This window comes from Anaerolineae bacterium (assembly GCA_011176535.1).
Classification (GTDB): domain Bacteria; phylum Chloroflexota; class Anaerolineae; order Anaerolineales; family DRMV01; genus DUEP01.
The window spans coordinates 1-22,767 of record DUEP01000100.1; the positions used below are offsets into that span (position 1 = coordinate 1).

At 64.9% G+C, this 22,767-nt stretch carries 16 protein-coding genes; 8 read left to right on the top strand and 8 right to left on the bottom strand.

The window, feature by feature from the left end; all coding sequences use genetic code 11:
- The first annotated feature begins 94 nt into the window (after nucleotides 1–94).
- The 8 genes from G4O04_08870 (at nucleotide 95) to G4O04_08905 (ending at nucleotide 12,942) form a co-directional block, all read left to right on the top strand.
- Complete coding sequence (locus G4O04_08870) at nucleotides 95–3,118, top strand: molybdopterin-dependent oxidoreductase (GenBank protein ID HEY58626.1); 3,024 nt, start codon at nucleotides 95–97, stop codon at nucleotides 3,116–3,118.
- A 294-nt stretch (nucleotides 3,119–3,412) separates the two neighbouring features.
- Complete coding sequence (locus G4O04_08875) at nucleotides 3,413–4,759, top strand: CBS domain-containing protein (protein HEY58627.1); 1,347 nt, start codon at nucleotides 3,413–3,415, stop codon at nucleotides 4,757–4,759.
- Nucleotides 4,760–5,356: 597 nt separating this feature from the next.
- A complete protein-coding gene (locus G4O04_08880; GenBank protein HEY58628.1) occupies nucleotides 5,357–6,790 on the top strand; it encodes a 2Fe-2S iron-sulfur cluster binding domain-containing protein in 1,434 nt (477 codons plus the stop codon).
- Nucleotides 6,790–7,419 (top strand): hypothetical protein, encoded by a 630-nt coding sequence (locus G4O04_08885; GenBank protein HEY58629.1) that lies wholly within the window; start codon nucleotides 6,790–6,792, stop codon nucleotides 7,417–7,419. Before G4O04_08880 ends, G4O04_08885 begins: the two co-directional genes overlap by 1 nt.
- Complete coding sequence (locus G4O04_08890; GenBank protein ID HEY58630.1) at nucleotides 7,419–9,125, top strand: hypothetical protein; 1,707 nt, start codon at nucleotides 7,419–7,421, stop codon at nucleotides 9,123–9,125. Before G4O04_08885 ends, G4O04_08890 begins: the two co-directional genes overlap by 1 nt.
- Before the next feature lies 1 nt (nucleotide 9,126).
- The gene (locus G4O04_08895; protein ID HEY58631.1) at nucleotides 9,127–11,376 is read left to right on the top strand and encodes a xanthine dehydrogenase family protein; all 2,250 of its coding nucleotides are present in this window, start codon (nucleotides 9,127–9,129) and stop codon (nucleotides 11,374–11,376) included.
- A gap of 19 nt (nucleotides 11,377–11,395) precedes the next feature.
- Nucleotides 11,396–11,980, top strand: a complete 585-nt coding sequence (locus G4O04_08900; protein HEY58632.1) for a nucleotidyltransferase family protein — start codon at nucleotides 11,396–11,398, stop codon at nucleotides 11,978–11,980.
- On the top strand, nucleotides 11,977–12,942 hold the full coding sequence (locus G4O04_08905) for a D-glycerate dehydrogenase (GenBank protein ID HEY58633.1): 966 nt from the start codon (nucleotides 11,977–11,979) through the stop codon (nucleotides 12,940–12,942). The genes G4O04_08900 and G4O04_08905 overlap by 4 nt, the downstream gene beginning before the upstream one ends.
- Nucleotides 12,943–13,077: 135 nt before the next feature.
- Here G4O04_08905 and G4O04_08910 read toward each other — a convergent pair whose 3' ends face one another.
- The 8 genes from G4O04_08910 to G4O04_08945 all read right to left on the bottom strand — a co-directional run.
- On the bottom strand, nucleotides 13,078–16,134 hold the full coding sequence (locus G4O04_08910) for an FAD-binding protein (protein ID HEY58634.1): 3,057 nt from the start codon (nucleotides 16,132–16,134) through the stop codon (nucleotides 13,078–13,080).
- A gap of 158 nt (nucleotides 16,135–16,292) precedes the next feature.
- Entirely contained in the window at nucleotides 16,293–17,006 is a 714-nt protein-coding gene (rph, locus tag G4O04_08915; protein HEY58635.1) for a ribonuclease PH, read from the bottom strand.
- Between the two features lie 294 nt (nucleotides 17,007–17,300).
- Nucleotides 17,301–17,882: an rRNA pseudouridine synthase gene (locus G4O04_08920; protein ID HEY58636.1), complete on the bottom strand. Its 582-nt coding sequence runs from the start codon at nucleotides 17,880–17,882 to the stop codon at nucleotides 17,301–17,303.
- A complete protein-coding gene (locus G4O04_08925) occupies nucleotides 17,879–18,091 on the bottom strand; it encodes a hypothetical protein (GenBank protein ID HEY58637.1) in 213 nt (70 codons plus the stop codon). The genes G4O04_08920 and G4O04_08925 overlap by 4 nt, the downstream gene beginning before the upstream one ends.
- A gap of 21 nt (nucleotides 18,092–18,112) precedes the next feature.
- A complete protein-coding gene (hflX, locus tag G4O04_08930) occupies nucleotides 18,113–19,504 on the bottom strand; it encodes a GTPase HflX (protein HEY58638.1) in 1,392 nt (463 codons plus the stop codon).
- Nucleotides 19,480–20,667 (bottom strand): aminotransferase class I/II-fold pyridoxal phosphate-dependent enzyme, encoded by a 1,188-nt coding sequence (locus G4O04_08935; GenBank protein HEY58639.1) that lies wholly within the window; start codon nucleotides 20,665–20,667, stop codon nucleotides 19,480–19,482. Before G4O04_08935 ends, hflX begins: the two co-directional genes overlap by 25 nt.
- Nucleotides 20,648–21,925 carry a HAMP domain-containing histidine kinase gene (locus G4O04_08940; protein HEY58640.1) on the bottom strand — a complete coding sequence of 426 codons (1,278 nt, stop codon included), beginning with the start codon at nucleotides 21,923–21,925 and terminating at the stop codon, nucleotides 20,648–20,650. The genes G4O04_08935 and G4O04_08940 overlap by 20 nt, the downstream gene beginning before the upstream one ends.
- Before the next feature lie 72 nt (nucleotides 21,926–21,997).
- The coding region (locus G4O04_08945) for a radical SAM protein (GenBank protein ID HEY58641.1) at nucleotides 21,998–22,767 on the bottom strand (770 nt) is incomplete at its 5' end.

The following is a 22,767-nucleotide window of genomic DNA, read 5'->3' on the forward strand; positions in this document are numbered from 1 at the left end:
TCAACTTTGGTCCAAGGGGCCATCCTAAGTGTTGCCAAAGGCCATATCCGGGTGTGTTTGCTCCCTTTGACCAATCGAGAGTAGGAGGCTCATGATGAACATTCACCTGCGCGTAAACGGCCGGGATTATTCTCTGGAGGTCACCCCACGCACCACGCTGCTCAAGGCGTTGCGTGATTTGGGCTTCACCAGTGTGCGCTACGGCTGCGATGAAGGCGCGTGCGGCGCCTGCACCGTGTTGCTCGACGGCCAGCCTGCGGCTTCCTGCCTGATGCTGGCCGCTCAGGCCGAAGGCCACGATATCACCACCATCGAAGCCCTGGGTGAGCACCCGGAGCAGGGCTGGAAGGATACTCAGGGATTGCATGTCATCCAGCAGGCCTTTGTGGAAACGGGCGCCATTCAAAGTGGGTACAACACCCCGGGGACGATTTTGCTGGCCAAGCATCTGCTGGAGCGCAATCCCAACCCCACCGAAGAAGAGGTGCGCGAGGCGCTTTCGGGCGTTTTGGTACGCGATACCGGCGGGGTGAAGCCGGTTCAGGCCGTGTTGCTGGCCGCCGCACGCCTGCGTGGGGAAGCCCAGGAGACGGTTCCGGAAGTCTGGGAGCGCACTGTCCGAAAGGTGGCGGAAACCACCCCGGAGCCCGGGGCCGACGAGGCCGAACGTGTGGGGCCGGTTCTCACCTCGGAGGAACGGGAGACGCTCCAGGGGCAGGTTTTCCCCAAGATGTATCTCGTCCCGCAGGTGCCCGCTTATCGCCGGGTGGGGCGTCCGGAACCCAAGGCGGATGCTGTCAAACTGGCTTTGGGCAACCCTGCCTTTACCGCCGATATTCAACTCCCGGGGATGCTGGTGGCCAAGGTGCTGCGTAGCCCGGTGGCTCATGCCCGCATCAAGCGCATCGATGTGAGCAAGGCCAAGGCGTTGCCTGGTGTGCACGCCGTGCTCACCTGGAAGGACCTTCCTCGCGTGCCGCATTCCACCGCCGGGCAGTCTTACCCCATCCCTGGCCCTCAGGACACCTTTTCGCTGGACAACAAGGTGCGCTTTGTGGGCGACCGGGTGGCCTTTGTGGCCGCCGAGAGTGAGGAGATCGCCGAAGAGGCGCTGCGGCTCATCGAGGTGGAATACGAACCGCTGCCGGCGGTGTTCGACCCGCGTGAGGCTTTGAAGGAAGGCGCGCCGGTGATCCACGACGAGGAGGATTACATTGGCTTTGGCGACAGCGACCCGCAGCGCAATCTGGCGGCCAAAATTCGTATCGACCTGGGCGATGTGGAGAAGGGCTTGGAAGAAGCGGATTACATCTTCGAGGCCGAGTACGAGACGCCCAAAGTGCAGCACGCCCATGTGGAGCCGCATGTCACCGTGACCTACTGGGATGAGGACGGGCGGCTGGTGATTCGCACCAGCACGCAGGTGCCCTTCCATGTGCGCCGTATGTTGGCCGATGTGTTGCAACTTCCCGTCAAACGTATCCGTGTGGTTAAGCCCCGCCTGGGGGATGGTTATGGCGGCAAGCAAGAGATTCTGACCGAGGATGTGGCCGCCCATCTGACCATCGCCACTGGTCGACCGGTGCTTTACATGATGACCCGTGAGGAGCAGTTCCTGGAAGCCCGCAGCCGACACCGTATGATCATCCGGATAAAGACCGGCGTGAAAAAAGACGGCACGCTGACGGCCAACGCCATGTACTTGATTTCCGATACCGGCGCCTACGGCGGCCACGCGCTCACCGTGGCGGGGAATGTGGGCCACAAGCCTCTGGCCCTTTACCCCGGCGATGGGAAGTACCGCGAGGACCCCAACATCCGCTTTTACGCCGATGTGGCCTACACCAACCGCGTGCCGGCCGGGGCCTATCGCGGCTATGGAGCCACGCAGGGCGCATGGGCCGTAGAGCGGCACATGGATAAAATCGCCCGGTCCTTGGGTATGGACCCGTTGGAGTTCCGCCTGAAGAATGCTCTGCGGCCCGGCGAGTTGCATCCCTTCAGCCGCGCCTGGAGCGAAGGACGCGATCCTCGCCCCGAGGTCATCGAGACCAATGGCCTGGCCGAATGCGTGCGCGTGGGACGGGAGACTATAGGCTGGGATGAGAAGTACGGCAACCCTGAATGGCACCAGGTGCCCGGCAAGCCGCATTTGCGGCGCGGCATCGGGGCGGCTTTCATCATGCAGGGCACGGCCATACCCTACCTGGATATGGGCGGCGCGTTTATCAAGATGAACGACGATGGGTCCTTCAACCTCATGGTCGGGGGCGCTGACATCGGCACCGGTGCGGATACGGTCATCGCCCAAATGGTGGCCGAGGTGCTGGGGGTGCCCGTGGAAGACATCATCGTGCACTCCGGCGATACGGACTTCACCCCCTTCGACAAGGGGGCTTACGCCTCAAGCACGACCTACATCAGCGGCGGGGCGGCTGTGCGCGCGGCCGAGGTGGTGGCCGAGCGCATCCGTATCCGTGCCGCGCGGTTGCTGAACCAGCGGGGCGACGGCCCGGAGGTCAGGCCGGAGGACATCCAACTGGCCGACCGCAAGGCCATGGCTCCGGATGGGCGCGCGGTGACCTTCGCTGAGAGCGCGCTTAACGCCTTGCATCTCGAGGACCATGAGCAAATTATGGGCTCAGCCTCCATGTGGACGCCCAAGTCACCGCCGCCTTTCGGCGTCCAGTTCGCCGAGGTGGTAGTGGACACCGAAACGGGCCAGGTGACGGTGGAGCGCATCCTCACGGTGCTCGATTCTGGGGTCATCATCAACCCGCTGGGCGCCAGCGGCCAGGTGGAAGGGGCGGTGCAGCACTCCCTGGGCTTCGCCCTCTGTGAGGAACTCACGGTGGACGAGGCGGGCCGCCCGTTGCAACGCTCCTTCCGGGACTATCATGTCTTCCAAACCAACGAGATGCCCCGCGTGGAGACCATTTTCGTCGAAACTTTCGAACCCTCGCATCCCTTTGGGGTGAAGTCGGTCTCGGAGATCCCGATGAACGGCATCGCGCCAGCCATTGCCAACGCGGTCTATGACGCCGTGGGCGTGGACATCGACGCCAACCCGCTGACGCCGGAGAAGGTCTGGCGGGCGCTGCGCGCGGAGGCCTCCTGAGCGGCCTTTATGGGCCTTTATTCCTGCCCCCGGCGATCTTTGTGAGCCCTTCCATTACTGGGAAGGGCTTTTTTGCGTGAGAAACGGCCCTGCTTGTGGATGAACACTCTGGGCCGTTAGGCCAACCTGCTCAACGATGGAGACGCGCCGTAAGCCAAACGCTCCGCATCAGACCATCGAGCCGTGAGCAAGGCCCCGGCTCTTTTTGTGTTGTCCTGCCACGCGACCAAAGGGCCCTGCTGCTGAAAATCGATTACAATAAGGGTGCGCTAGCACTGTTTATGGAGGCCTTTCATGCCCGGAACACCCCTCTATGTCGTCGGTCATGTTAACCCCGATACGGATTCCATCGCCTCGGCCCTGGGCTATGCTTGGCTGTTGCGCGAACGGGATGAAGTGAACGCTGTGGCGGCCCGCGCCGGCTCGCTGAACCCGCAGACCAGTTGGGTGCTGGAGCGCTTGGGTCTGGAACCGCCCGTGTTGCTCACCGACGCTTCGCCGCGTTTCGGGGCCGTGGCCCGGCGATTGGACACCGTGCTGCCGGAAACGCCTTTGCGCGAGGCGTGGGCCATCGCCAGTCGTACCGGTGGGGTGGTCCCTGTGCTCAACGAGGACGGCACGCCTTACGGCTTGATCACCGGCCTGAGCCTGTTTGAGTTCCTGGTCAAACTGACCGGCCCGCGGGTGCGGGAGGGCTCCCAGGCCATCGCTGCTATTCTGGACCTGCCCAGCCGTGAGGCGGCCGATACCGAGGTGCCTCGCTTTCGCGCCGATTACCACATCCGCGATGCTTTGCCGCGCATCTTTCGCGAGGAGCGCAACTTTTTCCTGGTAGTGGACGAGGCCGGGCGTTATGCCGGCGTGTGCCGCCAGCGCGACCTGCTCAACCCGCCACGGCTGCGCCTGGTGTTGGTGGATCACAATGAGCCGGGGCAGGCGGTAGGCGCCATCGAGGAAGCCGAGGTGGTGGAAATCCTCGACCACCATCGTTTGGGCAACCCCCACACCAAGCGTCCCATCCGCTTCACGGTGGATGTGGTGGGCAGCACGAGCACCCTGGTCACCGAGCGTATCGAGGAGGCTGGGTTCAGCGCCCCGCCGGAGATCGCCGGCGTGCTTTTGGCTGGGTTGCTCTCCGATACCCTGGTGCTGACCTCGCCCACTACCACAAAGAGGGATAAAGAGGCCGCGGAGCGCCTGGCCCGTTGGGCCTTTGTGGGCGGCAGCCCCTTGGCCGGGGAAACCCTGGCTTCTTTTGGCCAGGCTTTGCTGCAAGCCGGCGCCGGGCTTTCTTCACGTACGCCGGAGGAAATTGTCAGCGGTGACATGAAGCAATACGAAGCCGGCGCCTACCGTTTCCTCATCTCCCAGGTGGAGGTGACCGATCTGGTGCAACTGGACGAATATCTGGAGGCCATTCGCGAGGCGTTGGAGCGGTTGCGCGAGAGCCAGGGGGCCGACTTTGCCATCCTGATGGTGACCGATGTGGTGAAAGGCTCCAGCCGCCTGGTGCTTTCCAGCCCGCCGGAGGTGTTGGACGACCTGCCGTATCCCAAATTGCCTGACGGCACCCGCGTCGCCGAGGGCGTGGTTTCGCGCAAGAAGCAGTTGTTGCCCGTTGTTCTGGGGTTGTTGGAGTGACGCGATGAGGCCTGAGGATCGGCGTGGAAAACTCGCGGCGTTGTGCCAACGGTTTGGTATTGAGATTTTGTACGCCTTTGACAGGCGCGCTCAAGAGGTGCTGAAATGGGCTTTGGGACAACGGGAACGATTGACCCCTGGCTCTTCCGATGTAGGTATTGGGGCTAAGCCGACTGGTGAGGCGACCTTCGGCTTGCACGAACAAGTGGAATTCGCCTTAGCCCTGGAGGAACTCCTGGAGATTCCTCGAGCGGTTGAATTTGATCTTGAGAGGGGGTAAAGTCACGTGATGGCCGGGAAGGTGAATCAGCCCATTGTGGCCGATCGCTTGGCCTGGATTGAGCGCATGGTAGTGCGTGTTCGCGCCTTGCCTTTAGGTAGCAAGGGCGTTTTGGATGCACGGAATGCCCATTTGATGGCTTTATTGGCTAGATACCGTAATCGTCTGGTGCACTTTTACCACGAAATCTCCCCTGGAGTTGGATACCATTTGCACACGGGATATCGAAGACATCCTGTATTTGGCCGAAACATTGCGCCGTTGGGTTATCGCTCAGACCGACCGACTTGACCGCACTTTGTAGAAGGAGTCCGCCCATGTGGAAGACCTACATCCTGCCCGCCACGCTGAACGAAGCCCTGGATGCGTTGGCCGAATTCGGTTCCAAGGCCCGCCTTGTCGCTGGCGCTACTGACCTGATGCTGGAACTTAAACGTGGCCAACGTCCTGAGGTGGAGGCCTTGATTGACATCACCCGCATCCCCGGCCTGGAGGCCATCCGCCTGGACGAGGAAGGCTGGGTGCATCTTGGTCCCCTGGTAACGCACAATCATGTGGTGGCCTCATCCTTGTTACGCCAGCGGGCTTTTCCCCTGGTCAAGGCCTGCTGGGAGATTGGCTCGCCGCAAATACGCAACCGGGGCACCGTGGCCGGGAACCTGATCACCGCCTCCCCGGCCAACGACACCATTGCTCCTTTGATGGCGCTGGGTGCCCGCGTCACCCTGCGCTCCAAGACCGGGGAGCGCACCGTGGCGCTGGAGGATTTTTACACCGGCGTGCGCCGCACGGTGATGCGCCCTGACGAGATACTCACCGATGTCGCCTTCCCGGCGCTGCAACCCAACCAGCGGGGCACTTTCCTCAAACTGGGCCTGCGGCAGGCGCAGGCGATTTCGGTGGTCAACACGGCGGTGGTCCTCACTTTCGCCGACGAAGCCCGGCGTCGGGTGGCGGAGGCGCACATCACTCTGGGTGCTGTTGCGCCTACCATTGTCCATGCCAAGGAGACCGAGGCCTATCTGGCCGGGAAGACCCTGGACGATGAGACCATCGCCGAGGCCTCCCGGTTGGCCGTGCGGGCGGCGCGCCCCATCGATGACCTGCGTGGCTCGGCGGCGTATCGGCGCAAGATGGTGGAGGTGTTGGTGCGGCGGGCTCTGGAAGCCCTGGCCCAGGGCCGCGAACGGGAGGAAGTGCCCGCGGAGCCGCCGTTGTTGTGGGGGCAGGCTCGTAGCCCCTGGGGTCAGCCCCTCGCCCAGGGGGTCCGGTTCGAGGTAGGGCGGGAAAACGTTATTGAGGTCACCATCAACGGGCAACGGCACACCTTGCGGGCCGGGTGGCAGAAGTCCTTGCTGGATTTCTTGCGCGACGAGGCGGGCTTTACCGGCCCCAAGGAGGGCTGCGCCGAGGGCGAATGTGGGGCGTGTACTGTGCATCTGGATGGAGTGGCGGTGATGAGTTGTCTGGTGCCTGCCCCGCGCGCTCACCTGGCCGAGGTGGTGACGGTGGAGGGCCTGGCGCAAGAGAAGCGCCTGCATCCGGTGCAGCAGGCCTTTGTAGAGGCCGGAGCAGTGCAGTGCGGCTATTGCACCCCGGGCTTTATCATGTCGGCGGCCAAATGGCTGGAGGAGAAGCCAGCCCTAGACGGTGAAAGCATCCGCTGGGCGCTGAGCGGCAACCTCTGCCGCTGTACGGGTTACTACAAAATCGTGCGGGCTGTGGAGCAGGCGGTGCGCGGAGGTGGCTGATGGGCCGATATGACCGCTTTGGCCGTTCGCCTTTGCCCTCCTGGCGTCAACGTTGGGAGCAGGCTCACCCACTTTGGGGGCCCTTGGGCTGTCTGTTTGCCGTCATCCTGCTGGTGCTGGGATACGCCCTGGCGGTGTTGACCCTGCAAAATGAGGCGGTGCGCCAATGGGTGGACGCTTCGCCGGGCTTGCGTTTCCAGGGTGCTGACCCTTATCTCCTGGCCAAAGTTTTGTTCACCCTGGTTTATGGAGTGCTGTTGTATGGCCTTCTGGGCCTGATCTACGCGGCATTGCTGCGCACTTTTGAGGCGACGCCGGATATGCCCTGGGACCTGCGGGCCTCGGTGCGTCGCCCGCGAAAACGGCTGTTGCGCGTGCTGCAGGGCCTGGCGCCCGTTTTGAGCCTGGGTATGGTGTTATGGACTGTGCCCTGGATGAAGACGCAGCCGTGGTATCGCCCTATCCCTGCCCTCCAGGTACCGGGGCCAATCCCCGACCTCTTTTTCTATGTGTTGGCTTTTGGCCTCTGGTACTACCTGTTTCAGGTGCTTGCCGTTTTGCTCAACATGCTCTTGCTGGCCTTGCTCAAGGCGCTGACCGAGCAACCTTCTGCCGAGGATGACCTCTGATGGAACGCACGGTGCCCCAAACCGCTTCCGAGGAAATCGAACTCTACCAACGCACCTACTACTCTCTGTTGCGGAGCACCGATGAAGTGCCCATCCGGGCCCTGGAGGAGGTACACCTGCGCATGGGGTCCCTGCTGCACCCCGGGGCGGCGGCGTCGGACCCCGATCCGGGCGCGCTGATCTACAGTGTGTTGCGCCTCCCCGATTGCATCTTCCGCACCCGCAGGGTGGTGTTGGGGCAGAGCCCGCAGGTGTTTCGTGATTTCGATATCGGCGAGGTGGAGACCTGGGAGCGGGTTTCGGCCAAAGCCCGCCGCCGTCCGTGCTTCTTTGACGGCGAGGAGACTCTGGCCTGCTATATTGCCAGCCGCTCGGACATCGACGATGTGTTGCCCATCCTCACCGCGTTGCAGGTGGAATGGAACAAACTCCAGCGCCTGCTTCAGGAAACCTCCGAGGCGTTTCGGGAGGCCCTGCAACAGAACGCAGTACCCGATGCGGCTCTGGCCAGGGCGTTACACCTGCCCCTGGAGGATGTGCGCCGTTTGTGGGCCATCCGGGGCGCGGAATTCCCGGCCCATCTGGACGCCATCGCGCGCCAACCCAAACGCTTAGTGGTGCGCTTGCTCAGCGGTTCCCTGAGCGAGTACCGGCGGGCCACGCTGGCCTGGTGGGAGGTGATCGAGCAACGGGTGCCCGATTTGCGCCAGCGGCCGGTGTATTTCGTTTCGAGCAATCCGCACAGTTTCCCCAATTTGCTGGCTGGGTTTGCCCTGCGCCACCAGGCGACCCTGATGCGCTTTGTCGAGGCTTCCCAGGGCCCCTTGCTCCAGGAGGAATGGAGACAGATTCGCGAAGGACGGGTGCCTTCGAGCAAAGAGAACTTTTTCTATTACGCGCTGAAGAAATATCAGGCCACGCCCGCTGGGCAACCCACCCGCGCCGAGCAACGGGCTCACGAAGAGGCTTTGGGCATTCTGCGCATTCCTGCAGAGCACAGTTTTGATGTGGAGGCTCAAGTCATCGACTTGAGCCGTTTGCGCCAGGCCTGCGTCGACCCTCGCCTGCGTGATCTGCCCTGGGAGACCTTGCAGCGGAGCGAGGCGTATATCCTCAATATCGACTATCCACTGGGTATGGGGGCTTATCACATCCTCACCCTGGTCGCCGAGCGGGTGGGGTGCGTGCTGGGGGTCTACATCATGGGCAAGGCCGCCACGCTCAACGGCGCCATTGGCGATGTGATGATCCCCAATGTGGTGCACGACGAGCACTCGCAGAACACCTACCTTTTTGGGAACCCCTTCACCGCCCGCCATGTGGCGCCCTTCCTCACTTACGGCACGGTGCTGGACAATCAAAAAGCGGTCACCGTGCGCGGCACCTTTTTGCAAACCGCGCGCTACATGGATGTGTTCTATCGGGAGGGGTACACGGATATCGAGATGGAGGCCGGGCCGTATCTCTCGGCGGTGTACGAAATGGTGCGCCCCAAACGTTACCCGGTCAATGAAATCGTCAACTTGCACGGCACGCCCTTTGAGGTGGGCATCCTGCACTATGCTTCAGCCACTCCTTTGAGCAAGGGAAAGAACTTGGGGGCGGGTAGCCTTTCCTACCGGGGGATGGACCCCACCTACGCCACGGCCATTGCCATCCTGCGCCGCATTGTCCATCGAGAAGCCCAACGAATTTCGGAGGGGTAGCATGACGCGTATCATCGGCCAACCGTTCCGCCGTGTGGATGTCCTTGCCAAGGTGACCGGCAAGGCGCAGTATCCGGGCGACATCGATTTGCCCAACCAGTGTTACATGAAGATCAAGTTTGCCGAACGGGCTCACGCCATCGTCAAGCGTATCGATACGAGCAAAGCCGAAGCGCTGGAGGGGGTGATCGCGGTGTTCACGGCCAAGGATGTGCCGGTGAACGAGTACGGTTTGATGGAGCCTGATCAGCCGGTGCTCTGCGGCCCGGGTTCGTCCAAACCCTATGCCGACCGGGTGCGTTTCGTGGGCGACCAGGTGGCCTTGGTGGTCGCCGAGACCCCGGAAATCGCCGCCAAAGGCGTGGAATTCATCGAGGTGGATTACGAGGACCTGCCGGTGGTGGACGACCCTTTGGCGGCCATGCAGCCGGATGCGCCTCTGGTGCATCCGGAGCGTGGTTCCAATGTGTTCGTCGAATATCGCATCCGCAAGGGGGATGTGGAGGAAGGCTTTGCCCAGGCCGATGTGATTGTTGAAGGGGAGTATCGTACCCCCACCCAGGAGCACGCTTACCTGCAGCCCGAGGCCGGCCTGGCTTATGTGGACGAAGAGGGGCGAGTGACGGTCATCGTGGCCGGGCAGTGGGCTCACGAAGACCGCGAGCAGATCGCCCACGCCCTGGGGCTGCCTGAGGAGAGGGTGCGCGTTATCTATCCGGCCATCGGCGGCGCCTTTGGCGGACGGGAAGATATGTCGGTGCAAATCGTGCTCGCGCTGGCCGCCTGGCGGTTGCACCAGCAGGGCATCGATCGCCCGGTGAAGATCGTCTGGAGCCGGGAAGAGTCCATCATCGGCCACGGCAAGCGGCACCCCTTCATCATCCGCGCCAAATGGGGGGGCACCAAAGAAGGCAAAATCGTGGCCGCCAGGATGGAACTCATCGCCGACGGGGGCGCTTACATCTACACCAGCACCAAGGTGTTGGGGAACGCCGTCATCACCTGCACGGGGCCGTACGAAATCCCCCATGTGTGGGTGGACGCTTACGGCGTGTACACCAATCACCTGCCCTCGGCGGCCTTCCGCGGCTTTGGCGCACCCCAGGGCATCTTTGCCGCGGAGATGCAGATGAACAAGCTGGCCGAGGCGTTGGGGATGGACCCCGTGGAGTTGCGGATGCGGAATGTGTTCCGCGAGGGCAGCCTGATGTCCGTGGGGACGCCGGTGCCCGAAGGGGTGACCATGGCCGAGGTGCTGGCCGAGACCGCCCGCGCGGCCGGATGGGAGCAAGGGCCTCAGGGCTGGCACCGGCCCGAAGACGCCGACGAACGCTGGCCCGGGCCGGCGTGGCGTAAGCCTGCGCCCTCGTATATCAGGCGTGGCATCGGTCTCGCCATCGGTTTCAAGAATGTGGGCTTTTCCTTTGGCTTCCCGGAGCATAGTTGGGCCAGGGTGGAACTCTATGGCGGCACGGAGATTGAGCGGGCCGTGGTGTACCATGCCGGGGCCGAGGTGGGGCAGGGGGCGCATAGCGCCTTCGTGCAGATGGCGGCCGAAGCGTTGGGTATCTCGCCGGACAAAGTGACCTTGGTGGTCTCGGATACCGGCCTTACCGAGAGTTCGGGCAGCGCCTCGGCGTCACGGATGACCTTTATGGCGGGGAACGCCATCAAAGGGGCCTGTGAGCGGGCGTTGGCGAAATGGCACAACGAAAAGCGCCCCGCCGTAGCCGAATATACCTATCATCCGCCGCAGACCACGCCCTTTGATCCCGAAACCGGGCACTCGAAGCCCAACTTCACCTATGGGTATGTGGCCGCGGCGGTGGCCCTGGAGGTGGATAGCGACACCGGCCAGGTACGTCCAGTGGAGGTGATCTTAGGGAACGATGTGGGGCAGGCCATCAATCCTCAGCAAGTGGAAGGCCAGATCGAAGGCGGCGTGGTGCAGGCCCTGGGCTGGACCCTGCTGGAGCACTTCCTCTACGACGAACAGGGGCGGGTGGTCACCGACCGACTGTCCACCTATCTCATTCCCACGGCGCTGGATGTGCCGGTGAAAGTACGCCCGCTTATCCTCGAGTACCCCGACCCCTTGGGCCCCTGGGGCGCCCGAGGCATGGGCGAAATGCCCTTCCTGCCGGTCGCCCCGGCGGTGATGCAGGCCATGCGTCAGGCGGTTGGCGTATGGTTCGACGACTTCCCCCTGACGCCGGAGCGGGTGTTGCGGGGGTTGGGCGCGTTCTCGTGAACCGGGACGGGAGGCGTGGGTGACGATTGCCGGCGTGGTCCTGGCCGCCGGGGCGGGGCGGCGCATGGGCCGACCCAAAGCCTTGCTTCGCTGGCAAGGTGAGCCCCTGGTGCATCGGGCGGCACGGGTGGCCTTGGAGGCCGGGCTGGCGCCGGTGGTTGTGGTGCTGGGCGCGGCGGCCAGGGAAGCGCGCCAAGCCGTGGCCGACCTCCCGGTGGAGGTCTGCGTCAACCGGCGCTGGCAGGAAGGCATGGGCACCTCGGTGGCGGTGGGGGTGTCTGCGCTGCCGGAAAAGGTCGAGGCCGCCGTCTTCCTGTTGGTGGACCAGCCTTTCGTCACGCCGGAGGTGATCCGGGCCATGGTAGCCCATCACCGGGCCACGGGAGCCCCTGTGGTGGCCCCGGAAGTGGCAGGGCGGCGCACCAACCCGGTGCTTTTTTCCGCCACCCTGTTCCCGGCGTTGCGTCGGTTGCAAGGGGATGTAGGCGGTCGGGCGCTGTTCGCCCGCTATCCGCCCGCCCTGGTCCCGTGGCCCGACAGGCGTTTGGCGGTGGATTGGGACCGCCCGGAGGATGTGTTGCTCTGGAAGGAAGGGAAATCATGAGCGAAAAGCCCCTCGTGGTGCTCACGCACCCTTTGCCCGAAGACTGGATCGCTCCGTTGCGGGCACAGGTGCGCCTGGTGGTCGGCCCGGAGGGCGTGGCCGGCGTGCATCCCTCCCTGGAGCCGTATCTGGCCGAGGCGGAGGGGTTGTTGACCTGGCTGATCGACCGCGTGGATGAGGCCTTGTTGGCGCGAATGCCGCGCCTGCGGGTGGTCTCGAACATGGCCGTGGGCGTGGACAACATCGACCTGGAAGCCTGCCGACGCCGGGGGATCCCCGTGGGGCACACGCCGGGGGTGTTGACCGACGCCGTGGCCGACCTGACCCTGGCGTTGCTGCTGGCCGTGGCGCGGGGCATCTTCCCCGCGGCGCAGGACGCCCGCGAGGGGCGTTGGGGGCTGTGGTCGCCCACGCGCTGGTTAGGGGCCGACTTGCAGGGGGCCACCTTAGGCATCGTGGGCCTGGGCGGCATCGGGCAGGCGGTGGCCCGGCGGGCGGTGGGCTTTGGCCTGCGCATTGGGTACACCTCGCGCACGCCCAAGCCGGAGGCCGAGGCGGCCTACGGGGCGCAGCGCCTGCCTCTGGATGAGTTGCTGGCCATGAGCGATTTCGTCAGCCTGCACGTCCCCCTGACCCCAGAGACGCGGGGGCTCATCGGCGAGGCCGCCTTGCGGCGCATGAAGCCCACCGCTTACCTGATCAACATGGCCCGCGGGCCGGTGGTGGACACCGACGCCCTGGTGCGGGCGCTGCAGGAAGGCTGGATCGCCGGTGCGGCGCTGGATGTGACCGAGCCCGAGCCGTTGCCGCCAGCGCATCCGTTGTATCGCCTGCCTAACTGCGTCATCGTGCCGCATATTGGTTCGGCGACCCATGCCACCCGGCGGCGGATGGCCGAACTGGCCTGCGCCAACCTGTTGGCCGGCCTGCGGGGCGAACCATTGCCCCATCGGGCGAATTGAGGTAGAAGTTATGCTCAGCCGACAGGGGGAAGACGCTCCCCTCCACCACCGCCTGCGGCTGGGGATATCTCCGTGCCCTCTTCGACTCCGCGTCCCTTCGGGATGCTCCGCTCAGAGGGGGCAAGGTGGACTCCTTCATCCTTCCATGATGCTGTGGCCTGACGGGGCGCGCGTGAGGCTTGGCTCCAGGAGCCGGGCGGCGTACACCAGCGGATGGATGGCTTCGCGCTGGGTGCCGTCGTAAATCTGGTGGCGGCAGGAGGTGCCTACGGCCAGCACGGGGACATCGAGGGGCGTTTGCCGCACCGCAGGGAACAAGGCCAGTTCGCCGATCTGGAACGATAGGTCAACGTGTTCCGCTTCGTAGCCAAAGGCCCCGGCCATGCCGCAGCATCCGGCCTCGATGACCTCCACCCGCACGCCCAGGGCTTCCAGGAAGGCCACTGTGGCCGACACGCCCACCGGTTGCCCGTCCTCGGCCGGAGGACGGGCCTTCTGGTAGCAATGGCCGTGGAGGCGGACCGTGGCTTCGTCTGCGGCGGGGCGTAAGGCTCGCAGCCGTTCGAGCGCTTCCGGGCGGCGCAGGAGGTACTCGTCCACCAGCCAGGCGCGACGGGCCAGGGCGCGGGTCGCCTCGCTGGGCAAAAGGTCGGGATATTCGTCGCTCAGGGTGTAGATTTCGGAGGGCTCGGCCCCTACTATGGGCAACTGTCCGTCGGGGTCCAGGCGCTGCCCGGCGGCCAACACCCGCCGGGCGCGCTGGCGGGCCGCGTCCAGAAAACCCTTGGAGATCAGAGGGCGCCCCGCACCCACCACGGGGAGCACCAGGGGCCGTTCCCCGGCGGCTCGCAACAGGGCCAGGGCCGCTCGCTCTACCTCGGGCTCGAAGTAGCGGGTGAAGGCATCGGGGAGGTAGAGCACGGTGGGGGCCCTCTCCTCTCCCCCCTGGGCCGCGCTTCGCGCGCCCCGCCCCTCCTTCCCTCTCCTGCTGGGAGAGGGAAGGGGAGAGCGGGGCCAGCGCCAGGCCAGTTTGGGCAGCGACCGCCTTTTGGTTTCCAGTCCAATGAGCCCCCCCAGGGCCCGGTGAAGGATGGGGGTGAGGAGGTTGGCTACAGGGGCCAGTGCCGCGCCCCAGGGGGCCAGCCGATCCACAAAGGCAAACAGATAGTCCCGCACAGGGCGGCGGTGGGTGCGGTAGTAGTGGTGGAGGAATTCGTATTTCAACTTAGCCATGTCTACCGCCGAGGGGCATTCCGCCTTGCAACCCTTGCAAGCTAAGCAGAGGTCCAGGGCGTCCTTGGCCGCCTCTTCGGCTTGCGGGATAGCGCCGGTGAGCAGGGCGCGGAGCAGGTTGGCCCGGCCCCGGGTGGTATACTGTTCCTCCCGGGTGGCCTGGAAGGAGGGGCACATGACCCCAGTGCTTTTGCGGCAGACTCCGGCCCCGTTGCACTGTTCGACGGCGCCCGCCAGTCCGTCTTGAGCGGAGAAATCCAGAGTAGGCGTCCACAAGTGGGGGGTGCGGTATTCGGGCCCGTAGCGCAAATTGGCGTCCATCGGAGGCGCGTCCACGATTTTGCCGGGGTTGAGCAGGCCCTGGGGATCGGCGGTCTTTTTGAGGCGGCGGAAGAGGGCGACGATTTCGGAGCCGAATTGCCGCTCCAACCACTCGGAGCGAGCCAGGCCGTCGCCGTGTTCGCCGCTGACCACGCCCCCTACGGACAGGGTGAGGTCCACCGCTTCCTGGGCGATGGCCCTCAGGTCGCGTACGCCCTGTTCGGTGTGCAGGTCGAGCAGGGGGCGAATGTGCAGCACCCCGGCCGAGGCGTGGGCGTAGAAGGCGGCCTCGGTGCCATAGGCGGCCAGCAGTCGCTCCATCTCGCGGGCGAAATGGGCCAGGCGCTCCACGGGAACGGCCAAGTCTTCGATAAAGGCCACCGGTTTGCGACGGCCTGGACGGGACATGAGCAGCCCCAGGCCCACTTTGCGCACCGCCCAGATTTGGGCCTGGTGGTCGGGATCGGCGGCCAGGAAGGCATGGGGCAGGGCTTTCCTGGCGTGCCTCTGGGCTTCCTCTGGGGTCTGGCCGTCGAATTCGACGAGTAGGAGGGCTTGCGGAAGGCCGTCTTGCAGCAAGGGACCAAGGGCGGCGTGGGTGTCGCGGGCGTAGGCCGGGACCGTGAGGGCCAGGCGCAACAGTTCGGCGGGGAGGAGTTCGATGGCCGAGGGGCGCCGTTCCAGCAGGTCGGGCACGGCCTCGCAGGCGTGGGCCACGGAGGGAAAGGCCAGCACGGCCAGTGCCCTGGCCGCCGGTCGAGGCACTAAGTGCAGGGTGAGGCGTCGGGCCAGCGCCAGGGTGCCTTCGGACCCGGCCAGCAGCGGGGCCAGGGAGAGGGTGTCGGGCGAAAGAGGGGGATAGGTCGCGTCCCCACCGGGCATGCCGTTGGCGTCATCCCACTGGGGTGGGCGGTCGGGGGCCCAGGGCAGCAGATAGGGCAGGTTGTAGCCCGAGGCGCGTCGCCAGAGGCGGGGCCAGCGTTCCCGGATGAGGTCGGCGTGGCGGGTGCGCAGGTCCAGGGCAAAGCGGTAGAGGGCGGCGGGCGTACGACTGTACGCCCCTGCCCCGGTGGCCAGTTTTTGGGCCGTTGGCAGCGGCAACGGCGCCCAGGTGTCCGAGGTGCCGTCGGCCAGGAGGACCTCGGCGGCGAGCAGGTGGTCGGCCGCCATGCCGTAGCGGATGGAATGGGCTCCGGTGGCGTTGGTGCCGATGACGCCGCCCACGGTGGCCCGGTCGGCCGAGGAGGGGTCAGGGCCGAATTGCAGGCCATAGGCGGCGAGATGCCGGTTGAGGTCGCCCAGCACCACGCCGGGCTGCACCGTGGCGGTGCGGGCCTCGGGGTTGACCTCCAGGATGGCGTTGAGGTGGCGGGAGAAGTCCACCACCACGCCGGGCCCAATGGCCTGCCCGGCCAGGCCGGACCCCGCTCCGCGCGGCACCAGCGGCACGCCGAATTCGGCGGCCAGGGCCACGATGGCGGCCAGGTGGTCCTCGATGCGGGGCAACACCACCGCCTGGGGCATGATCTGATAGATGGAGGCATCGGTGCTGTAGAGGTAACGCGACGCCGGGTCGTCACGCACCTCGGCGTCGGTTTCGCGGCGCAGGGCTTCGAGGTAGGCACGGAGATGATCCATTGGGAACCCTGGGATGAGGGAATGCGGGGGGAGGGAGACGCAGAGGATTCAAGAGGCGCTGAGGGCGCAGAGGAGATTCAACGCTGGGCTCTCTGTCCCCTCTATGCTTCTGTTCTCCGCCTTTGTGCCCTCTGCGCCTTTCTGCCCCCCTCTGCGGCTTATTCTTCCAGCACTTTCCGCTGAGCGGCCAGGAGCCGCTGGATGCCCGACCAGGCCAGGTCCAGCAGGCGCTCGTGCGTCGCACGGCTGAACGGCGCGCCCTCGGCGGTGCCTTGAATCTCGACAATGCGGCCCTGGGCGTCCATGACTACATTCATGTCCACCTCGGCGTGCAAGTCTTCCGCGTAGCAAAGATCGAGCATCGGTACGCCGTCCACCACGCCCACGCTGACGGCAGCCAAGGGGGAGCGAAACACTTCGGCGGGAATTTCCTCTGCGGCGATCAAGGGGCGCAGCGCCAGCGCCACGGCGACATAGCCGCCGGTGATGGCTGCGGTGCGGGTGCCGCCGTCGGCCTGAAGCACATCGGCGTCCACGGTGATGCTGCGCCGTCCCAGCAGGCTGAGGTCGAAGGCGGCGCGCAGGCTGCGACCGATGAGGCGGCGGATTTCCTGGCTGCGGCTGCTTTGCCAGTTGGTGCGCGGCGTGCGGGTTTGGGTGGCGCGGGGCAGCATGGCGTACTCGGCCGTGATCCAACCGCCCTCACGCCCCTCCTGCTCCATCCAGCGCGGGAGGCTTTCCTCCACTGTGGCGGTGCACAGCACGCGGGTGTTCCCCAGGGCGATGAGCACCGAGCCTTCGGCGTAGGGCGCGGCGTGGGGCGTCAGGGATATTGGGCGCAGTTCGTCGGCTTGCCGTCCATCGGGGCGCATGACAGGCTCTCCTGGGTGGGATGATGGTATTCTACCACCCTAAGGGAAGTGGAGATGGGGCAACGCCCCCAGCAGGGGATAGGCATCGGCAGACCAAAAAGTCAGTGCCTGGCGCCCTGAGACGAGGATGGTGGCGGGATGGATGGTTCTCTCCTCTGATGGGGGGGTGCGGCCGTGACTGCCTGGGTGAGGTGAGGGGATGGCCGCCTCCCGCAAAAAGCGCACCGACCGCCTGACCATTCAGACGGTCGGTGGTGAAGGGGCCCTTCTCCTCCTAAGCAGGGCCACCACCGGTTAGCGTGTGCGAAGGCGCAGAGCGCGTCGCAGGGTGCGTTCCTCGCCGGGGGTGAGGGCCCGCCACTGGCCGGGGCGCAGCCCTACGGCGGTAAAGGGGCCGATGCGCCAGCGGAACAGGCGCAGGGTGGGCAACCCTACCGCCGCGGTCATGTGCCGCACCTGGTGTTTCTTGCCCTCGGTGAGCGTGTTCTGCAGCCAGGTGGTGGGGCCGTGCGGCGTCACCGGTTTGGGGCGGGGCGGCAGCGGCGGCGGAGGGATGACCTGCACTTTGGCAGGGCGTGTGCGATAGCCGCCTTTGATGAACACGCCTTCCCGCAGGGCGTTCAGTTGCTCGTCGTTCGGCACCCCTTCGACCTGCACCCAGTAGGTCTTGGGCAGTTTGTAGCGCGGGTGGGTCAGGCGGTGGGCCACAGCGCCGTCGTCCGTGAGTAGCAGCAATCCTTCGGAGCGCAAATCCAGCCGCCCGGCCGGGTACACATCGGAAAGGGGAATGTACTGCGCCAGCGTTGGGCGACCCTCTGGGTCGGTGAAGGCGGAAAGCACGCCGTAAGGTTTGTTGAACAGCAGAATCATGCTCACAAAGCCCAGGCCAGCAGGATGCCCAGGATGGCGCTGATGAGCCCTAAGTGCAGGAAAAGGTTGGTGCGGGCCAGCCAGGCCGAAGGAAACGCCAGCACGATCAACAGGTTCAGGATGATCAGCGCCAGGCCCACCAGGGGGAGGAGCCCTTTTCGGTGAGCGAAGTACTCGGCCACGAGGTCCAGAAAACGGTTGAAAGCGTCCAGCATGGGGTTCCCTCTCGGACAGGCCTACTCGGCAGTGGTTTCTTGCAGGGCTTCCCCAGAGGAAGCGGTGACCATGAACGGCGCAAAGCGGGCCAGGAGGCGTCCGGGCAGGCGCCCTCGAATGGTCACCCTGCCGCGATGGTGCTCCACCCGCTCTACCTGTCCCAGTTCGTGGAAGAGGGCGATCAGGCCGCCCTGTTCGTAGGGCAGGTCCACCACCACCGGGGTGTAGGTGGCGTAGAGTTTGTCGGCCATGGCCTGCAGGAGTTTGGGGATACCCTGTCCGGTGAGCGCCGAGATGGCCACGGCGTTGGGAAAGCGGGACAGGGACGCCTGGGCACGCTCAGGGTCTTCCAGCAGGTCCACTTTGTTGAGCACGGTAAGCACGGGGATGTGGGCCGCGCCGATATTGTGCAGGGTACGCAAGACCACCTCGGCCTGGGCAGTGGCGCGGGGATGGGAGATGTCGATGACATGGAGGAGCAAATCGGCCTCGGCGATTTCCTCTAAGGTGGCGCGGAAGGCGGCGACCAGGGAGGTGGGCAGTTTCTGGATGAAGCCCACGGTGTCGGTGACCAGGGCCAGATGACCGCCGGGGAGTTCAATGCGCCGGGTGGTGGGGTCGAGAGTGGCGAAGAGTTGGTCGGCCACATAGACCCCCGCCTGGCTCAGGCGGTTGAGCAGGGTGGATTTGCCGGCGTTGGTGTAGCCCACCAGCGAGACCACAGGAAGTCGATTGCGGCGACGGCGGGCGCGGTAGCGTTGACGGTGGGCGCGGACCTTCTCCAACTCGCGGCGCAGGTGGTCCATGCGGCGGCGGATGTCGCGCCGGTCCACCTCCAACTGCTTTTCGCCGGGGCCACGCAGCCCCACGCCGCCCATGCGTCCGGCGCGTCCGCCACCGCCGCCGGTCTGCCGCGCCAGGTGAGTCCAGGCGCGGGTCAGCCGGGGGAGCCGGTATTCGTATTGGGCCAGTTCGACCTGCAACGCGCCCTCGCGGGTGCGCGCGTGTTGCGCGAAAATGTCCAAAATGAGGGCCGTGCGGTCCAGGATGCGCACCCGGTCGCCGAAGTAGTTCTCCAGTTCGCGCAGGTGGCGGGGGTTGAGTTCGTCGTCGAACAGCAGCACATCGGCCTCGGTCTCCTCGACCAGGGCGCGAATTTCTTCCAACTTGCCTTTGCCCACCAGGTATTTGGGGTTCGGGCGGTTGAGGCGCTGGGTGGTTTGCCCGACGACCGCCAGCCCGGCGGTCTCGGCCAAGCGGGCCAGTTCTTCCAGGGAGTCTTCCAGCGGCAAAGGCCCTTCTTTGCCGCGAATCTCGACGCCCACGAGGAAGGCGTGCTCTTGGGGCGGCTGGGTGGGCAGTGGGATTTGGCCCTGGCGGACGGTGCTCATGCGCGTTTCTTTTTGTCCCATTGGATGAGGCGCTCCATGGCTTCACGCAAGCGTGAGGCCTCGGTGCCCAAAGAGATACGCAGATACCCTTCGCCGTGCGGGCCGAAGATCACCCCGGGCGTGGTGCTCACCCCGGTTTCCCGCAGCAAGCGGTCGCAGAAGGCTTTGCTGTCTTGCTCGCCTTCGGGCAGGCGGGCCCACACATAGAGAGAGGCCTTGGGCTTTTGCGCCTGCAGGCGGGTCTCTTTCAGGGCTTCCAACACGATGTCGCGGCGTTCCTGATACACCCCGTTGCGCCAGGCGATCCACTCGTCCAGTTCGGCGTTGCGCAGGGCGGCCGCGCCAGCGCGCAGGATGGGCAGGAAATGGGAGGTGTCCAACTGGCTTTTGTACACATGCACATAGCGCACCACCTCGGGGTGGCCCACCAGCATCCCTAAACGCCAGCCAGCCATGTTGAAGCCCTTGGAGAAGGAGTTGAACTCCACGGCCACTTCTTTGGCGCCGGGCACTTCCAGGATGCTGGGCGCGCGGTAGCCTTCAAAGGTGACGTCCATATAGGGGGCATCATGGGCGATGAGGATGTCATACTTGCGAGCAAAGGCTACAGCTTTTTCGAAAAAGGCCATAGGCGCCACGGCGCCGGTGGGATTGTTAGGGTAGTTGAGCCAGAGCAGTTTGGCCCGTCGAGCCATCTCTTCGGGGATGGCGTCCAGATCGGGGAGGAACCCGTTGGCTTCCTCCAGGGGCATGAAGAAAATCTCCGCCCCGGCAATTTTGGCCCCGGCCCGGTAGGTGGCGTACCCCGGATCCGGAATGAGGACCAGGTCCCCCGGGTTGAGCAGGGCCTGGGCCAGGTGGAACAATCCCTCCTTGGAACCGATGAGGGCCAGGACCTCGGTGGCCGGGTCCAGGGTGACGCCGAAGCGGCGCTGGTAGTATTCGGCAACGGCCTCTTTGAAGTCGGGCGTGCCGCCGTAGGGGGTGTAGGCGTGGGTGTCGGGACGGCGGGCCTCTTCCACCAGGGTTTCGATGACCGCTGAAGGAGGCGGCAGATCCGGCGCGCCGATGTCGATGCGGATGACATCCAGGCCTTCGGCCTTCAAGGTGGCGATTTTCTTGCCCAGTTGGGCGAAAAAGTAGGCGCCAAATGAGGCTATTCGGTCAGCGGGTTGGATGTTCATGGGGCTCTCCTTCTGTGAGTCGTAGGGTTTCGGCCAAACGGCGATACATTTCCAGATGGGCCAGGTCGGTTTGGGGCGGTTCGTCGTAGAGGGGCAGGAGCACATGGAATGTGGAGCCCGGGCAACGGGCTTCGTCGTGGCCCGGGGATTCGACCCAGATGGTGCCGCCGTGAGCCTCGATGATCCCTTTGGTCATGGGCAGGCCTAACCCGGGCCCACCGCCCTTGAATTTGGTCTTGCTCGAGGAATGCGTCAGCGGGTTGCCCAATCGGGCGAAGAAGTCGAAGATGTACTCCTGGTCTTCGGGGGCAATGCCGATGCCGGTGTCCTGGATGATCACTTCAACGAAGCCGGGCAGTAGACGCCCGTCAATGGTGATGCGACCGCCGTCGGGGGTGAACTTGATGGCGTTGCTCAGCAGGTGGCCAAAGGCCTGGTATAGACGTTCAGGATCACCATAGAGGAGCCTGTCGCTGCCGGGAAACTCTCGGACCTCCAGGGTCTGGTTTCGCTCCTGCAACACGGAGGTGAATTCCAGGGCCAGGCTTTGGAACAGGCGATTGAGCCACAAAGGTTGAAAGGAGAGTTCCAGCAGATTGGCGTGGATAAGGGAGATGTCCACCAGGTCGTTGACGATTTCGCGGATGCGGTCCGCGCCGCGCAGGATGCCTTCCAGGTAGTTCAGCAGTTGCTCGTTGCCCAGGCGCTCCAACGCTTCACGCAGGATGGCGGAATAGCCCTCGATGACGGTGAGGGGAGTGCGCAGTTCGTGGGCGGCCACGGAGATGAAGGTCAACTTGGCCTGGTGCAGTTGTTCCTTCTCGCGTTGCACTTCCTCCCAGCGGCGGTTGACCCGTTTGATGCGCTCGCGCATCTCCTCGCGCGCGGCGAAGGGCAGCAGGTGAGCCCACACGGGAAGGAGGGCCTGTTGGGCCTGGACCGCCTGATCGCCAGGCCACGCCCGCTGGAGGGCGCGATAAGTGGCCTGCTGCAGCCGAACCACCACCTGGAAGATGGAAAAAGAGGGCGCTTCGGAGGGCTCGTCGGTCTGGTCGGGATTGTTGGCGATCCAGCGGCGGAGCAGGTTCTCCAGTTCGGTGAAGTGATGCGTCTCGATGGCCCTGACCAGCGCGGCGAAGAATTCCTTCAGCACAGGGCGGAGCCAACGTCGTTGCTCCGGAGGCGCATCCAGTTCCACCAGGGCTTCTTTCAGCCAGGTTGGTTGTAAGGTGTTCCAGGCAAGTGAACCTTGACTCATAGCGTCTATAGTTTACGCCATGAGGCGGGTTTTGCCAAGTGATAAACCGCAGGAGGAACACTCAAAGTCGCATCAGGTGGGAAGCGCCTCTTCCAGGGGCAGGGAGAGGCGTAGTTGTTGGGGTGGGCGGCGGCCGTCCAGGAGGATGTAGGGGCTCATGCGTTGGACAGGGAAACCCAGGGCCCGCAGTTGTTCGACCGAGCGCAGGCGCACCTCGCGGCGCACACGGAGGAGGAGCCCAACGCGACGCGGGCCCAGGCCGGGCACGCGCAGCAGCCGTTCTTTAGGGGCGGTGTTCAGTTCCACCGGGTGCTCGCGCAGGTGGGCGTCGGCCCAGGCCTGCTTGGGGTCGCTGTGGCGGGGTAAGTTTCCCTGCTCATCCAGGGGCAGTTCCTCGAGGACAAAGCTGTAATCGCGCAGTAAGAAGAAGGCCTGGTGAAGGTGGTGGGCGCGGCGAGGGTCTTCGGGCGGCAGGTGTTCCAGCGGCGTGTCGGGAATGGGACGGAAAGGTGAGAAGTACACCCGGCGCAGGGTGAGTTTCGGTAGCCATTCGGCGGCCACGGCCAACAGGTCCCGGTCGCTTTCGCCCGCCGCGCCGACGACGAATTGGGTGGTGATGGAGGGCCAGCGCGGCAGGCCGAACTCGGCCGGATGGTGTTCTTGCTGGATTTCGGCCACCCAGCGGAGCAGTTGCAGGAGTTCGCCCCAGTAGCGTTTGTGAGGGGCCAGCCGCTGTAGGAAACGCGCCCCTGGGGCTTCCAGGTTGACCGAGATGCGGTCGGCCAACTGCATGGTGCGCAGCACCTGCTCCTTGTCGGCCCCCGGCATGAGTTTGAGGTGCA